This window comes from Niallia sp. FSL M8-0099 (assembly GCF_038006945.1).
GTDB lineage: Bacteria > Bacillota > Bacilli > Bacillales > Cytobacillaceae > Niallia > Niallia circulans.
In genome coordinates this window covers 2114736-2130824 of the sequence record NZ_JBBOWF010000001.1, presented here as the reverse complement: position 1 = coordinate 2130824, position 16089 = coordinate 2114736, and the positions used below count along the sequence as shown (strand labels likewise).

The 16089-nt window shown below is 35.4% G+C and carries 12 protein-coding genes; 3 read left to right on the top strand and 9 right to left on the bottom strand.

The features are described 5' to 3' along the window. Positions 1–51: 51 nt before the first annotated feature. From NSQ92_RS10480 to gltB, 3 genes are all read right to left on the bottom strand, one after another. Positions 52–597: an HD domain-containing protein gene (locus NSQ92_RS10480; protein ID WP_341132534.1), complete on the bottom strand. Its 546-nt coding sequence runs from the start codon at positions 595–597 to the stop codon at positions 52–54. A 341-nt stretch (positions 598–938) separates the two neighbouring features. Continuing rightward, the gene (gene gltD / locus NSQ92_RS10475; protein WP_061798832.1) at positions 939–2432 is read right to left on the bottom strand and encodes a glutamate synthase small subunit; all 1494 of its coding nucleotides are present in this window, start codon (positions 2430–2432) and stop codon (positions 939–941) included. Positions 2433–2447: 15 nt separating this feature from the next. Then, entirely contained in the window at positions 2448–7001 is a 4554-nt protein-coding gene (gene gltB / locus NSQ92_RS10470; RefSeq protein WP_341152759.1) for a glutamate synthase large subunit, read from the bottom strand. Positions 7002–7140: 139 nt separating this feature from the next. Between gltB and NSQ92_RS10465 the strand changes: the two genes are divergently transcribed. Then, positions 7141–8043 (top strand): LysR family transcriptional regulator, encoded by a 903-nt coding sequence (locus NSQ92_RS10465; protein WP_047943437.1) that lies wholly within the window; start codon positions 7141–7143, stop codon positions 8041–8043. Positions 8044–8107: 64 nt separating this feature from the next. On the opposite strand, the gene pepF is transcribed toward NSQ92_RS10465, so the two are convergent. Continuing rightward, positions 8108–9898 carry an oligoendopeptidase F gene (gene pepF, locus NSQ92_RS10460; RefSeq protein ID WP_341152758.1) on the bottom strand — a complete coding sequence of 597 codons (1791 nt, stop codon included), beginning with the start codon at positions 9896–9898 and terminating at the stop codon, positions 8108–8110. A gap of 600 nt (positions 9899–10498) precedes the next feature. Then, positions 10499–10702, bottom strand: coding sequence for an IDEAL domain-containing protein (locus tag NSQ92_RS10455; RefSeq protein ID WP_047943435.1), 204 nt, complete (start codon positions 10700–10702; stop codon positions 10499–10501). 283 nt (positions 10703–10985) lie between these two features. On the opposite strand from NSQ92_RS10455, the gene NSQ92_RS10450 reads away from it, so the two are divergent. Next, positions 10986–11813 (top strand): Cof-type HAD-IIB family hydrolase, encoded by an 828-nt coding sequence (locus NSQ92_RS10450; protein ID WP_047943434.1) that lies wholly within the window; start codon positions 10986–10988, stop codon positions 11811–11813. A 104-nt stretch (positions 11814–11917) separates the two neighbouring features. On the opposite strand, the gene NSQ92_RS10445 is transcribed toward NSQ92_RS10450, so the two are convergent. From NSQ92_RS10445 to NSQ92_RS10435, 3 genes are all read right to left on the bottom strand, one after another. Then, on the bottom strand, positions 11918–12157 hold the full coding sequence (locus NSQ92_RS10445) for a hypothetical protein (RefSeq protein ID WP_047943433.1): 240 nt from the start codon (positions 12155–12157) through the stop codon (positions 11918–11920). Positions 12158–12190: 33 nt separating this feature from the next. Further along, a complete protein-coding gene (locus NSQ92_RS10440; protein WP_047943432.1) occupies positions 12191–13264 on the bottom strand; it encodes a branched-chain amino acid aminotransferase in 1074 nt (357 codons plus the stop codon). A gap of 167 nt (positions 13265–13431) precedes the next feature. Further along, on the bottom strand, positions 13432–13563 hold the full coding sequence (locus tag NSQ92_RS10435) for a hypothetical protein (RefSeq protein WP_268874827.1): 132 nt from the start codon (positions 13561–13563) through the stop codon (positions 13432–13434). 287 nt (positions 13564–13850) lie between these two features. Here NSQ92_RS10435 and NSQ92_RS10430 point away from each other — a divergent pair, with 287 nt between their 5' ends. Beyond that, the gene (locus NSQ92_RS10430; RefSeq protein ID WP_341152757.1) at positions 13851–14993 is read left to right on the top strand and encodes a CAP domain-containing protein; all 1143 of its coding nucleotides are present in this window, start codon (positions 13851–13853) and stop codon (positions 14991–14993) included. A 57-nt stretch (positions 14994–15050) separates the two neighbouring features. On the opposite strand, the gene NSQ92_RS10425 is transcribed toward NSQ92_RS10430, so the two are convergent. Beyond that, positions 15051–15962: an AEC family transporter gene (locus NSQ92_RS10425; RefSeq protein ID WP_341152756.1), complete on the bottom strand. Its 912-nt coding sequence runs from the start codon at positions 15960–15962 to the stop codon at positions 15051–15053. Between the last annotated feature and the right edge of the window lie 127 nt (positions 15963–16089).

The window sequence follows — 16089 nt, the reverse complement described above, 5'->3', positions numbered from 1 at the left end:
TCTATTATAGCATTTAAAAGAAAAGAAGAATAGAAACAGGGAAATCCAGTTCTATCCTTCTAGTTCTTTGCTATTCTTCGTTTGCTGTTCTATATATTCATCAATTTTTGCATCTAATCGTTCTAAACTCTTTATTGCCCTTTCCTTCGTTATCGTACGATAGTGATGATGTCCCCCAGGCTCCTCGTCCTTTTCATCAGCTAGTTTAACAATTTTTTGTAAGGGGGTTAAAATCACGGAACCACCAGGAATGAAACTATCTGTATGGAAAAGAACGGCTAAAGCTATTTCTTTTGCTTTAATTGGATTTTCTCCTAAGCGGATTAATAATTTATGTGCTCTTTCCGCCCCTTTTATTGGATGAATGTCATTTTGCCTATATAATTTATAATCCCATTTTCCATCTTTATACCACGTATAGTGTCCCATGTCATGTAAAAATCCGGCTTTAGCTGCATTATCGACATCGACATTTGATTCTTTTGCCATTTCAAAAGCATGATAAGCAACTGCCAGAGCATGAGCTAAACCTGAACGTTTAATATATTTTTGTGCAATATGATGATTATATATATCGAGAAGTTTAACGTCTCTCATCTCCGACACTTCCTTTCTTTATAAACAATCACACTCTATATTGAGAGAGCATTTGATAAACTTTATTTGCTTTATCCTACCCTTATTAAGCCGTTTAAAAAAGTATTTTTCCTATTATATTATATTTTTTGTAAAATGATAATAAAAAACACTTGAAATAGCTAAATGGCTTAGATTATAAGTCGGTTATGAATAATTTTATTGAAATTTTTGTTTTGAATTTTTATAATATTTTGAATGCGTAAAATTTGCTTCTTTTGTAAAAGAGATTTTATAGGTTAGATATTAGCGTATATAGAAAAAAAGATGTGATATCTCGCTAATCACATCTTTTTTCTCGTTTATGCATTTACAGTAGGTAAAATGGAGGCGCCCATTAAGTATTCGTCAACTTTTCTAGCAACTTCTCTGCCTTCGTTAATTGCCCATACGATCAAGCTTTGCCCTCTGCGTGCATCACCAGCCGCAAATACACCTTCCAAATTCGTTGTAAAATCGCCATATACCGCCGCAACTTTACGACTTGTAGTTTCCAGTCCGAAATGTTTTAGTACTGGTTGTTCAGGACCTTCAAAGCCGATCGCAATAAATACTAACTGTGCTGGCCAAACTTTTTCCGTACCAGGAATTTCTTTGAAAATAAACGTTCCATCTGCTTGCTTTATTTTTTCCATGGAAACAGTATGAAGCTCTTTTAGCTTTCCGTCGCTATCTTTTACCATTCTTTTTGTTTGAATTCCATATTGTCTTGGATCTTCACCAAACTTTTGTTCAGCTTCTTCGTAAGCATATTCTAATGTGAATACATTAGGCGCTGCCGGCCACATATTTTCACTTGAACGCATTATCCCAAGCTTTGGATGCTTCCCAAATTGAACTACACTTTTACAGTTCTGACGTAATGCAGTTGCTACACAATCTGCTCCTGTATCGCCGCCGCCGATAACGATGACATCTTTTCCTGCTGCATCGATGAAGTTTTTATCTTGAAAATTGGAATCTAGTAGACTTTTGGTAACACCTGTTAGATAGTCCATTGCAAAATGAACACCCTCTGCATCTCTGCCTTCCATAACTAAATCTCTTTGTTTCTGGGCACCAGTACATAGAATAACAGCATCATACTGTTCTCTTAATTCTGAAGCTGTTATATCTTTCCCTACTTCGGTATTGGTAATAAAATCAATCCCTTCTTGTGTAAGTAGTTTCACTCTTCTTTCCACATCTTTTTTGTCAATTTTCATATTGGGTATCCCATACATTAATAATCCGCCTGGTCTATCTGCACGTTCATACACAGTTACAGAATGGCCTGCTTGATTTAACTGATCTGCACTAGCTAGCCCTGCTGGTCCTGAACCAATAATGGCTACTTTTTTTCCTGTTCTCTTCGCAGGTATCCGCGGTTGGATCCAACCCTGTTCAAATCCCTTATCAATAATAGTGCGTTCAATATTTTTAATCGCAACAGCTGGATCTGAAATCGCTACAGTACAGGAACCTTCGCAAGGAGCTGGACAAGCACTTCCAGTGAATTCTGGGAAATTATTTGTTTTCAATAAACGATCTAATGCCTCTTTCCATCTTCCTCTATAAACTAAATCGTTCCATTCAGGGATTAAGTTATGGATTGGACAGCCGGATGTACTTCCCGCAATTTCCATCCCGATATGACAGAATGGTGTTGCACAGTCCATACATCTCGCCCCTTGTCTTTGTAGTACTTCATCAGAGAAAGGAGCAGAATACTTTTTGAAATCTTTTAGACGGGAAAGCGGATTTCTTTCTTCCGCTTCCTCCCGATTATATTCGATAAATCCAGTTGCTTTTCCCATTCTGTTCTCTCCTTTCTACTGCACTAATACGGTAATTTTATTTGCTTGTTTTTTTTTGTCTTGATTGGAATTATTCGCAAAAGCTTCCATTGCGGCATCTTCTTCTGATAAGCCATTTTCAAGTCCCTTTTGAATATTGGCAATCATTCGCTTATAATCTTTCGGTATAACTTTGACAAACCGTTGAACGAATTTATCCCAATTAACAAGTACCTGTTGACCTGCTAAACTACCTGTTAATTCAATATGCTTTTCAATAAGTCCTTTTATTCTCTCTATTTCTGCTCGTTCTTCTAATTGTTCAAAGATTATCATTTCCTTATTACACATTGCTTTAAATTGCTCTGCATCTTTCGGTAAAACATAGGCAACTCCACCTGACATACCTGCAGCAAAGTTCTTCCCTACTTCCCCTAAAATAACAACTTCTCCTCCAGTCATGTATTCTAAGCCATGATCACCAATACCTTCAACTACAACACTTGCACCACTGTTACGAACTGCAAATCTTTCTCCCGCTTTTCCGTTAATAAACGCTTCGCCGCTTGTCGCACCGTAAAATGCTACGTTTCCGATGATAACATTCTCATTCGCAACAATTGAATTGTCTGCGGGTATCTTTGCCACAATTCTACCTCCAGAGAGTCCCTTGCCAATATAATCATTTGCATCACCTGTTAAATACAGGCTCATGCCTTTGGGAATAAAAGCACCGAAGCTTTGACCTGCTGAACCTGTGAAATGTAAATTGATTGTATTGTCAGGAAGTCCTTCTTCGCCATATAGTTTCGATATTTCGCTACCAACAATTGTACCAGTTACACGATTAGTATTTTGGATACTATAATGCAAATGCAGCGCTTCTTTATTAATAATAGCTTTTTGAACTGCTGGAAGTATTTTTTGAATATCTAAACTTTCATCAATTTTATGATTTTGTGGTGTTTCAAACGTTCTTGGTCCATCGACTTGATATAATAGTTTCGATAAGTTTAAATCTTTTGCTTTCCAATGCGATTGCGCCTGTTTACTTACTTTTAGCACATCTGTTCTTCCAACCATTTCTTCTACTGTGCGGAATCCTAATTGTGCCATTAGTTCACGTACTTCCTCTGCAACAAAACGCATGAAATTGACAATATGATCTGGATCTCCAGCAAATTTATAGCGCAATTCTGGATTTTGGGTGGCGATACCCACTGGACATGTATCCAAATGACAAGCTCGCATCATCACACATCCCATTACAATAAGAGGAGCTGTAGCAAAGCCAAATTCCTCGGCTCCCATAAGAGCTGCAAGTACAACATCTTTTCCTGTCATCAGCTTACCATCTGTTTCTAAAACGACACGATTTCGTAAACCATTTAGCATCAGGGTCTGATGTGCCTCTGCTAAGCCTAATTCCCATGGCAGACCTGTGTGTTTAATACTTGTTTTTGGAGAAGCACCTGTACCTCCATCATATCCACTTACAACTATTACATCAGCAGCCCCCTTTGCAACACCAGCAGCGATGGTACCAATTCCGCCTTTTGAAACTAATTTTACTGAAATTCGCGCATCTCTATTGGCGTTTTTCAGGTCGTGAATGAGTTGTGCTAAATCCTCAATAGAATAAATATCATGATGCGGCGGTGGGGAAATTAATCCAACGCCTGGTGTAGAACCGCGAACTTCGGCAACCCATGGATATACTTTATTCCCTGGCAATTGACCTCCTTCACCCGGCTTTGCTCCTTGAGCCATTTTAATTTGTAATTCTTTCGCGTTTATTAAATAATGGCTCTTAACTCCAAAACGTCCAGAAGCTATCTGCTTAATATTACTTCTTCTGTTATCGCCATTTTCATCTATCATATATCGAGAAGGATCTTCTCCGCCTTCACCACTATTACTGCTGGCACCTAATCTGTTCATGGCAATCGCTAATGTTTCATGTGCTTCTTTACTTAAAGAACCGAAGGACATTGCACCTGTCTTAAATCGTTTTACGATAGATTCTACTGATTCCACTTCCTTAATATCGATAGGCTGTCGTGCTGAATCAAATGCAAATAAATTTCGTAAAAAACTCATGCTTTCTTCATTTGCAGCCTCAGAAAACTGTTTAAATAAGGAATAATCGCCTTTGCGGCATGCCCATTGTAAGGTGTGGATTGTTTTCGGATTAAAAGCATGATGTTCTCCGCCTTTTCTCCATTGAAACTCACTTCCAGAATCTAATGTGTCGTCCATCCCATCTTGATAACCTAATTCATGTCTTTTCGTTGCTTCTTCAGCAATAATCTCTAAACCAATACCGCCAAGCTGTGAAACAGTTCCAGTAAAATAACGGTCGATAACTTCTTCGCCGATACCGACAGCTTCAAAAATTTGTGCGCCTCGGTAGCTTTGGACAGTAGAAATACCCATTTTAGACATTACTTTTACAACACCTTCTGTAATGACTGTATTATATCTTGCTACTGCTTCTTCATAGGAAAGGGTCAGCACCCCATCTTTGATTGCTTGATTGTAGGTTGCGTATACTAAATAGGGATTAATTGCATCAGCTCCAAAACCTATTAAACTTGCAAAATGATGAACTTCCCTTACTTCACCAGACTCTACGATAATACTTGCTTTCGTCCGCAGACCTTTCTTAATTAAATCCTGATGTAAAGCACTGACAGCTAATAAAACGGGAATCGCTTTTTCTTCTCGTTTCATTGCACGGTCAGAAAGAATAAGTAAGGACACACCTTGTGCAATTGCTTCTTCTGCCTTTTGCACGAGCTGATTTAAACTGCTTTCTAAATCATCTGTAAACAAACTATCTAGTGTTCGTGCTGTAAATTCAGTAAATGTATGAGATCGTAATTGTTCTACATCACTATTTGATAATATTGGTGTTTTCAATTGGATTCTATGACAATTACTTGCATCAGGATGTAACAAATCACCTTCAGCACCTAACCAAGTTAAAGTTGATGTAACCAAATGTTCCCGAATAGCATCAATTGGAGGGTTAGTTACTTGTGCAAATAGTTGTTTAAAATAATTAAATAAAGATTGCGGCTTATTAGACAAGACAGCAAGCGGCGTATCATTTCCCATCGATCCAATCGGGTCTTTGCCCTCCAACACAACTGGAAGCAGATTTTTTTGGACATCTTCATACGTATAGCCAAATGCTTTCTGCCTTGCAAGTAAATCGGGAAAGTCTTCTGCTTTTTCTTCTGCATTCTCCTCTAGTCGAATAACTTCATCTAACCACTCATCATAAGGATGTGCCGAAGCAATAGTATTTTTTAATTCTTCGTCTGAAACAATACGGCCTTCTTCAAGATCAATTAATAGCATTTTCCCAGGACTTAAACGCTCTTTATAGAGAATATTCTCTTCTTCGACTGGAACAACTCCCACTTCTGAAGAAAAAACAATATAATTATCTTTCGTTACATAATATCTTGCTGGACGCAAACCATTACGATCCAATATAGCACCAATTTGTTTACCGTCCGTAAAGGTGATTGCCATTGGGCCATCCCATGGCTCCATTAAGCTACTATGATATTCATAAAAATCTCTTTTCGCCTTTGAAATATGGGGATTCTCAGTCCAAGGCTCTGGGATCATCATCATAGCTGCATGAGCAGGTGTGCGTCCAGATAAGATAAAGAATTCAAGTGCATTATCGAATACAGAAGAATCACTACCATTTGCATCTAATATCGGCAGTACCTTTTGCAAATCCTCTCCAAAAACTTCTGATACAAATTGCTGCTCTCTTGCTTTCATCCAGTTGAAATTTCCTCGTAATGTATTAATTTCTCCGTTATGAATTAAGTAACGGTTTGGATGTGCTCTTTCCCAGCTAGGAAAAGTATTTGTGCTAAAGCGGGAATGAACAATAGCAAATGCGGATACAAAAGCCGGATCCTGCACATCTAAATAAAAGCTTTCGACTTGGTCTGATGTGAGAAGTCCTTTATAAACAATGGTGCTAGATGACAAACTTGCGAAATAAAATTCTTTTTCTTCTGCTCTTCCCCAATTTTCAGCAAGTTTACGGATAATATATAATTTTCGCTCAAAAACTAATTTATCTTTGTTTTCTATGCTTGATTGAATGAATACTTGACGGACAATCGGACAACTTTCTTGTGCGACTTTTCCGATTTTTCTGAAATCTGTCGGTACAGTTCTCCAGCCAATAAGTTCTTGACCCATTTCTTTAATATATTCGTTAATTTTTGCTTCGATTATTTCTCTGTGAGGATCATCTTTGGAAAAAAAGATCATTCCTACCGCGTATTTACCGCTTTCGGGAAGATTGAATTCCTTAAGTTCTTTTCGAAAAAAGGTATCAGGTATTTGAACCATTAATCCAGCTCCGTCTCCTGTTAAAGGATCGCTTCCTTGTCCGCCGCGATGATCCAATTTACAAAGCATACTTAAACCTTTTTTCACAATGTCATGCGTCGCTTCCCCTTTTATATGAGCGTACAGTCCGATTCCACATGCATCATGTTCAAATTCCGGTCTATATAAGCCCTGTGCCTTTTCCATTTGGTTGTACGTCATTTCAACCACCCCTGTCAGATTTTCTAACAAATTTTTTTATTCAGATAATTTAATTATACTATACAAATTCATATGTACAATATATCATTTAGATAGAACTAATCTAAAAAAGAGATTATTATAAAGAAGGTCGGTAAAAATGGAACTTAGACAACTAAAATACTTTATTGAAGTAGCAGAAAGAGAGCATGTCTCAGAGGCTGCTGAACATCTTCATGTTGCCCAATCTGCTGTTAGTCGTCAAATTGCAAATTTAGAGGATGAATTAGGTGTTCAATTATTTGAACGAGAAGGAAGGAATGTCAAACTAACTCCGATTGGAAAGATTTTTTTAACTCACTCCCAATCAATCTTGAAATCAGTCGATCGAGCTGTAGAGCAAGTTAATGCCTATTTGGATCCTGAAAGAGGGTCGATTAAAATCGGCTTTCCAACTAGTCTTGCAAGCCACTTATTGCCGACTGTTATATCAGCATTTAAAGAAAAGCATCCAAATGTGAGGTTTCAATTACGGCAAGGATCTTATTACTTTTTAACCGAAGGCGTAAAAAATAGAGATATAGATTTAGCATTCTTAGGACCTGTACCAACAGATGACTTCTTATTAACAGGCAATATTTTATTTACAGAGAGAATCTTCGCATTATTACCAAGTAATCATATTTTGAGTGAAAGAAAATCACTTCGATTACGAGATCTGCGAAATGACGAATTTGTTTTATTTCCAGAAGGATATATATTGCAAAAAATTGCGATTGATGCATGTAAACAAGAAGGTTTTTTACCTAATATAAATGCTGAGGGTGAAGACTTAGATGCAATCAAAGGGTTAGTTTCCGCAGGAATGGGTGTAACTCTTCTTCCAGAGAGTACATTTTATGATACTGTTCCTAAATTTACAGTGAAGGTTCCTATTGAGGATCCAATTATTAGCCGGACAGTTGGTATCATCGTACCAAGTAATCGGGAATTGCCACCCTCTGTACAAACATTTCGCCGATTTATCATCGACTTTTTCACGATTCTAGAAAAATATCAGTAACTAAGAAGCAATAAGGGCCACACCTTTGCAAAAGGTAATGGCTTCTTATTGTTTTGTGAAAACTTTATTTTTTTAATACTTCCTTCACTAAGGAATGAAAAATCGTTAATGCATGATTAATTGGTTCAGGACTGGTCAAATCGACACCGGTTTTCTTCAGAAGTTCAAGAGGATAATCAGAACTTCCACTTTTTAAAAAGTCTAAGTAGTTCTCTGCATCTTCTTTCTTTCCTTCTAAAAGTTTATCGGCAATATTAATTGCAGAAGCAAAGCCAGTCGCATATTTATATACATAAAATGGACGGTAGAAATGCGGAATTCTTGCCCATCCATATTTCACTTGTTCGTCTATTACTAAAGAACTGCCATTGTATGCTTTAAATAGTTCTTCATAGGTTTGATTGAAAAAGTCCAAAGACAGTGGCAATCCTTTTTCCGCTTGTTCATGAACCGCTTTTTCAAACTCACTAAACATAACTTGTGTAAAGAAGGTTCCTTTAAAACTATCAATAAAATGATGTAATAAATGCTCGCGTTTTGTTTCATCATCTTCTATTTTTAACAAATGGCGAATTAATAAGACCTCATTAACAGTAGATGCTACTTCTGCAACAAAAATACTATATCCTGCACTTATTTGCGGCTGATGCTTACTACTAAAATAAGAGTGCATGCCGTGTCCGCATTCATGAGCTAAGGTGAATAAACTATCTAAATCATCTCTATGGTTCAGTAAAATATACGGATGAACGCTATATAAGCCTAAATTGTAAGCACCTGAACGTTTACCAGGCGTTTCACGTACATCAATGTATCGTTTTTCTTTAAAGGTTTTTAGCACACTTAAATATTCTTCACCAAGAGGCTTCAGCGCCTCCAGCATAATCTGAAAAGCATCATCATAGCTGATCTCTTCTTTAGCTGCCTCTCCAACTAATGGAACGCTTAAATCATAAGCATGAAGCTCATTAAGCCGCAGTCGTTTCTTACGAAAATTCATATAATCATCCATATAAGGTAAATTTTTTCTCGTCGTACTAATTAAATTATGGTAAACCTCAACAGGTACTTGGTCACCAAATAAGCTTTTTTCTAAGGCAGAAGGATAATTTCGAAGTTTTGCTGTTTTTACATTGTTTTTAACGGCGGCGCTAAAGGTCGCTGCTATTGTGTTTTTAAGACCGATATATGGCTTATAATACGCCAAATAAGCTTCTTTTCTAACATCTCGGTCCTCATCTTCTATTCTTTTTGCGTACATTCCTCTTGTTAATTCAATCTTTTCTCCATTATCTGTTGTTACTTCCCCGAAGGTTATATCTGCATTATTTATCATACCGAACACATTACTAGGAACAGATAGCGATTCTCCCAGTTCAGATAGTACCTCTTCTTTCTCCTTGCTTAATACATGTTTTTTATAGCGGAAAGATTCCAAGAGATCTTTTTCAAAATATGCTAAGCAATCTTCTTCTTGTATGTAAGTTTTCAATTCCTTTTCATCTAAGGATAATAAATATGGCATAAAAAAGGCAGTGGCACTACTATATTTTTGGCCGACTATACGAGCTTTTTCAATAAGACTTTGAGCATGTGTATTCCGCGTGTCTAAGTCTAAAAGAAGCATGGCGTATGCGTGGACTTTTCTATATATATAACTAACTTCCTCTGATAATGTTAGATACGCTAATAATGTTGTTCCATTCGTAATTTTTCCATTGAATTCTGAAAGAGCCGCTATTTTTTCTTTTACCGCATCTAAATCCTTTTCCCACTCAGCCTCTGTTTTGTATATATCAAGTAAATTCCATTTTTCACAATCAGCAACTTCTTCTCTTGTTTTATATGTTTGCATAAACTTCCTCCCATTCTTTCTGTTTCTATTTTACCCTTATTTATAAAAGTCTTATCATTTCTTTTAAAATAGAAGAGATTTTATGTATATGCAATAATGATACATAGCAGAAGGCTTTTATGTAAAGCAGAAAAGACTAATACGACCCTTTGATCAATCTCTAATTTAGCTTTGCGCTAATTAATAAGCACCATTGGCTTTTTTTTACAGTTTCAACAGCAATGCTAATTTCAGCACACAAAGATTCCGTATGCTAAAATTAGACAATAAAACTACTATTCTTTAAAAAAGCTTGTCAGTATCATCTATATGTGTTATATTTATCAAGCGATGAGCTATATTGAATAAGTCAATAAACGTTATTGCGCTATGTGGAGCGTAGTTTATTGCCTCAATACGTAGGACACATTTTATGTGTCCCTTACACTGCTGATAAACCTATGTTTATCAGCAGTTTTTATATGGTTAAACGATAAGTTGATAGAACGAAAATAGCTATCCTTTTTCAGGAAAAGACCTCGCTGCATCTCTTCTCAGAAATATAGCGAGGTTTTCTCCTCTAGGATAGCGGTTATGATTATATTGTTTATTTTATAGTAGTTATTTTGCAGTTAATTGATTTAATTCTTCTGTTAAACGATAAAATAATTCTTTGTCACCAGCAATTAATGTTTCATCGATTTGTCTTTTTAGTGTAGCTTTTCGAAAGTCATAAAGGGCCTTTTCCAATACCATTTCTGCAAATAAAGAATCCACAACATTTCCTACAGACTGTTTTGGTGCATTTAATAAATATTTTTCCATTTGAATCAACCCCTTGTTCTTTTTTATAGTATAGCAGTAATATTCTGATAATTCAAATACTTTTTCAAGGTAATTTAACCCATTTAAGATGTTTTTGTTTAACCCCTAACTATTAACTTTATTAACTTTATTAACTTTATTTATTTACTTCCCACTAAAGAAATTTATAAACATAAAAAGGAACAATTCAAGGTTTTGTTTCGCTATCTTATCATCAATTTGATATTGGCTATTTCTCTATTTTCATGTATTCTGTAAAGAGGTTATGAAAGGGGAAATACAGATGAGCTATAAAATGATCGTATTAGATATGGATGATACTTTATTAACAGATGACCATATTATTTCAGAAGCAACCAAAACTGCTTTAATGCTTGCACAAGAAAAAGGTGTAAAAGTAGTTCTCGCTTCTGGAAGACCAACATATGCAATGCTGGACGCGGCAAAAGAATTAAGACTTGCGGAATATGGCAGTTTTATTCTTTCATTCAACGGAGCAAAAATAACTAACTGTCAAACAAACGAAGAAGTATTCAGCAGTACACTTTCTCCCGAAACAGTTCATCAGCTATTTGATTTGAGCCAGAGAGAAAACATTTGGATTCATACTTATATGAATGACGAAATTATTACGCAAGAAAATAATCCTTTTACTGAAATCGAAGGAAAACTTACAGGCTTGCCGATAAAAACAGTTGCGGATTTCAAGCAGACCGTTTCGACTCCTGTTGTAAAAGTATTAATGGTGAAAGAAGAAAATTATCTTAAAGAGGTAGAAGCAAGGCTGCAAAAAGAATTAGCTAATGATTTAAGTGTCATGCGCTCTAAGCCATACTTCCTTGAATTTACTGAATTAGGTGTTACTAAAGGGACAAGCTTAGCGATACTTATTGAAAAACTTGGTATCTCTAGAGAAGAAGTGATTGCAATAGGTGATAGTTATAACGATGTTGCCATGATTGAATTTGCTGGCCTTGGAGTTGCTATGGGAAATGCGCCAGATGATGTGAAGCAGCTTGCAGATTACGTAACTGATACAAATAACAACGATGGTATAGCAAAGGTGATTGATACGTTTATTTTAGAGCCCTTGATTACGAAATCTGTTTAATAATTTATTTTATTCGCATTATAATAAAGATAAAGCTTCGATTATAAATCGAAGCTTTATCTCTTTTAAGTTTTCCGTTATTATTCCTTTAAAAATTTACTGGTTCATTCTTCTTCATCCGGCTCATTAAACACCTTGATTGTTTTAAAAGCTAAATTCACTTTAAAATGAAGATTCCAATTACTACGAAGGATTTCAATCTCATGGTCTTGAACAGAAACACATAAGACAACGTCCCCATCCCAATCCATTAAAACATATTCATTTTGATTAGAGAAAAGTTTATAATCTTTATGTGCTATTAAATTCCATCCAAAATTTAGCGTGTGGCTTTTATTCACCATTAAGATACTCCTTTATTTTCCTCGCAAAAGGAATTATTTCACTTCAACAGCCCATCCAAATGGATCTTCTTGTCTTCCATTTTGAATATCTGTAATTGTATTATATAATTTGGATGCTAACTCCCCTGTTTCTCCATTATTTAAAATGATTTTTTCCTCGTTCCAGAAGAACTCACCAATCGGAGAGATAACAGCAGCTGTTCCTGTACCAAATGCTTCTTCTAATTGCCCATTTTTATGTGCTTCAAAGATTTCAGCAATAGTTATTTTTCTTTCTGTTACAGGAATATTCCAATATTGCAGCAACTCCATAACACTGCTTCTGGTTACCCCTTCTAGTATGCTTCCATTTAATTCAGGGGTATATACTTCCCCATTAATTTTAAAGAAAACATTCATAGCTCCAACTTCTTCAATATATTTCTTTTCTACGCCATCTAACCAAAGAACTTGGGAATATCCTCTTTCATTTGCAATTTGTTGTGCTTTTAAGCTTGCTGCATAGTTTCCAGCTGTTTTAGCAGATCCTGTACCACCTGCAACTGCACGAACATATTCATTTTCCACAAAGATTTTAACCGGTTTAACTCCCTCTTTATAATACGAACCAACAGGAGATAAAATGATCATAAATTTATAGCTAATTGATGCAGCAACTCCTAAGAAGGGCTGTGTGGAAATGATAAATGGTCTTATGTATAAAGAAGTACCTTCCCCTTTTGGAATCCACTCTCTATCAATATTAATTAATTGTGTTAAAGCATTTAGAGCAAACTCTTCATCTATTTCTGGAATACAAAGTCTGTCATTTGATTTATTTAAACGCTCCATATTTTTCTTCGGTCTGAATAAAAGCACTTTACCTTCTTCTGTTAAGTATGCCTTCATGCCTTCGAAAACTGCTTGGCCATAGTGGAAAACAACAGAAGCAGGATCTAAAGTAATTGGTTGATAGGGCAAAATTTGAGCATCATGCCATCCTTTGTCTACTGTATAATCCATCATAAACATATGATCTGTAAATACTTTACCAAATACTAATGTAGAAGGATCTGGTTTCGGCTTTTTTTCTTTTGCTAAAGTCACAGTGATTGTTTGATCTGTCACGTTTCCATTCTCCTCATCTTAAATATTATTTCTATTTATTATAACGCAAACTTACTATAGTGAAAGTAATTTTGATAAAAAGATGTGAAATTTTTTCCTAATAATTATTTACAGCACAAAAAAACAACCAATATCTACAAAATTATTTGTAAATTTGATTGCAATGTTTAATTCCAATGTTTTGTGTCTTCTAAAAGTTCATCAATTTCTATGTCGATTAAATTCCATGTAGATATTTCCTGCTCTAAATCGGCTGTGTTTGTTAAAATCTCATCAATGTCGGTTCTAATTAAATGCATAGTGCCTCCTTTAAAACCGTCTTAAATCTGTCTAGAGTGCTTATAAGTAAAATTTTCCAAATAGAAACGGCTATATTCATTATAACAGTTTATAGCGTTAACATATAATAAAGATGCTTTACAAATTGATTACACAGTCTAGACAAACCAATTAGGACGTAATGGCATGGTATAATAATTAAATAGGATAAAAAGTGAAAAACAATCTATCTCAATATACCCAGATAAAATAGTTTTAAACCTAATTTTTTTGGTTATAATTAGAAGACTATTGGAGGTTACTATCAATGATTAGACTATTAAAATGGGTTATTACCATTCTCCTTATATATGGAGCATATAATTTTTATTTTAAAGACAATGGACATAATGCTGAAGAAAGCAAACCTTCTAGTTCCATGGAAAATCGCATAAATCAAGATTCGATCACTTCCTTTTTCCAATCCTTTACTGATGAGTTTGAAAACATAAAATCCTTTTTTAAAAATGCAGAGGATATATTACCTGACTGGAATATTGAAGGAAATACTGAAGATACTGAAGAAATTGATAAACCAGAATTAGTTACACCGCAAGACCATCCTTTTTCGATTCATAATATATCTCTCGGCGATGATAAAAAGTCGGTTGAAAAGTCACTGGGATCACCAAAACGGGAAACAATCAATGAATACGGCATCTCTTGGTATGCCTATCATCAAAATTATCACAATTTTGTTATGGTAGGCTATGATGAACATAATCAAGTAGAAGCCTTATATACCAATCAAGATTTAATTGCTTCAACAAATGGGATTAAAAAAGGAACAAAGAAAGAAGTTGTCTTAAAAACATTAGGAAAACCGTTAACAGAGATAAGAAAAGGACTTGTTTTTTATAAAATGGCAGAGGACAGAGATTACGAAGTATTCAGACTTGATGACTCATATGTAACAGTATTCTTTGATAAACATGAAAATAACAGCGTTACTGCTCTACAAATTGTCAGCTCTTCTTTGGAAGAAAATCGCAAGGATTTTTATGTGGAAGGAAACGAGAACTTAAAAGAAGGCTTTGAATATCAATTATTTGATTTAACCAATGCCAGTCGTGTCAATAACCATTTAAAACCGCTGACTTGGGATGAGGCAGTTCGTGATACAGCTCGAAAACATAGTTTGGATATGGCAGAAAATAATTATTTCAGCCACACTAATCTGGAGGGTGAATCTCCATTTGATCGCATGCTGAACGATGGCATCCGTTACACTATAGCCGGGGAGAATTTGGCTTATGGCCAAAACAGCAGTATATTTGCTCACGAAGGCTTAATGAATTCAATGGGCCATCGGGAAAATATCCTGCAAAAAGATTTCGCCTCACTCGGCGTTGGGGTTGCCTTTAACAATAAATCCCAACCATATTATACCGAAAACTTCGTGACAGAATAAAAAATGAGGCTGGAAAATTGATTCCAGCCTCGTTTTTATGATTAGTAAACTTTATAATTACACAATTAAATTACCAATCATCCAAATTAAGAAAAAACTAATAACTATCGATAAATTAGCAGCAGTTCCAACAAAACGTTGGTTATATTTAAACTCCACACTATACGGTAAAACGCTTGATGCCATTGGCAAGATTAAGCAGATTAAAATGGTATAACGAAACATATCTTCTGCTGGCCATAAAAAATATGCTAGCACGCCTAAAAAAAGACCTGTCCCGTACCGTATTCCGAGTACCCTTCCAATCCCTTTCCAGTGATTCTTATCAAAAGAAAAGTTCAAATAAATACCGAGAAGCAATAAAGAGAGTGGCATATTCGCCTTCGATATTGTAGATGTCACATCAATTATCTGATGGGGTATCTCGAAACCTACAATACTAATGAAGAAAATAAATACATAGGTCATCAGCGGGATAGACCGTCCCAGCTTCCCTACCACTTGCTTCGCTGAAAGTACGGACCCTTCTTGTGAATAATAGCTACCAATTAAATAACTAATTCCGAAAGTAACAATGGCATTTCCGATATCGAACATACCAAAATATTTTATCCCTTCAGCCCCCCATATACCTTGCACCAAAGGATATGCAAAGATACCAATGTTAAATCCAGGAATCAGCATGCCTAACATGCCTTTTTGCTTATTCGCTTCATTTCGGAAAAGAAATAGTCCAATTATGGAAATAAGAACACCATAGAATAAACCAAGAAATACCAATATTAACAAAGATTTTTCAATTATAACATTATGTAAGGTGGTGATGATTAAACAAGGTAAAGTAATATTGAAAATGATCCTTGCAAGACCTTCGCCATCTTTTTCTTTAATAATATTTCTTTGTTTAAAGAAATATCCAATGCCAATAATAATCACGGAATACAAAAACTGCGTATTAAAATTTTCCATTCTCTAAATTCCCCTACCTAAGCTACAAATTTCCAATGAACCTACTATACTACTTATCCGTATACTTGGAAAGACTAAGATATAGAAAAAAGACTTATTACGTTTGAGAAGATTTAAGATGTAACAA

Bases quoted from the DNA above. Each gene is read 5' to 3' on its own strand.
- gltD (WP_061798832.1), bottom strand. From the start codon at position 2,432: ATGGGAAAAGCAACTGGATTTATCGAATATAATCGGGAGGAAGCGGAA.
- NSQ92_RS10430 (WP_341152757.1), top strand. From the start codon at position 13,851: ATGATTAGACTATTAAAATGGGTTATTACCATTCTCCTTATATATGGA.
- NSQ92_RS10480 (WP_341132534.1), bottom strand. From the start codon at position 597: ATGAGAGACGTTAAACTTCTCGATATATATAATCATCATATTGCACAA.
- gltB (WP_341152759.1), bottom strand. From the start codon at position 7,001: ATGACGTACAACCAAATGGAAAAGGCACAGGGCTTATATAGACCGGAA.
- NSQ92_RS10465 (WP_047943437.1), top strand. From the start codon at position 7,141: ATGGAACTTAGACAACTAAAATACTTTATTGAAGTAGCAGAAAGAGAG.
- NSQ92_RS10455 (WP_047943435.1), bottom strand. From the start codon at position 10,702: ATGGAAAAATATTTATTAAATGCACCAAAACAGTCTGTAGGAAATGTT.
- NSQ92_RS10425 (WP_341152756.1), bottom strand. From the start codon at position 15,962: ATGGAAAATTTTAATACGCAGTTTTTGTATTCCGTGATTATTATTGGC.
- NSQ92_RS10435 (WP_268874827.1), bottom strand. From the start codon at position 13,563: ATGCATTTAATTAGAACCGACATTGATGAGATTTTAACAAACACAGCC.
- pepF (WP_341152758.1), bottom strand. From the start codon at position 9,898: ATGCAAACATATAAAACAAGAGAAGAAGTTGCTGATTGTGAAAAATGG.
- NSQ92_RS10445 (WP_047943433.1), bottom strand. From the start codon at position 12,157: ATGGTGAATAAAAGCCACACGCTAAATTTTGGATGGAATTTAATAGCA.
- NSQ92_RS10450 (WP_047943434.1), top strand. From the start codon at position 10,986: ATGAGCTATAAAATGATCGTATTAGATATGGATGATACTTTATTAACA.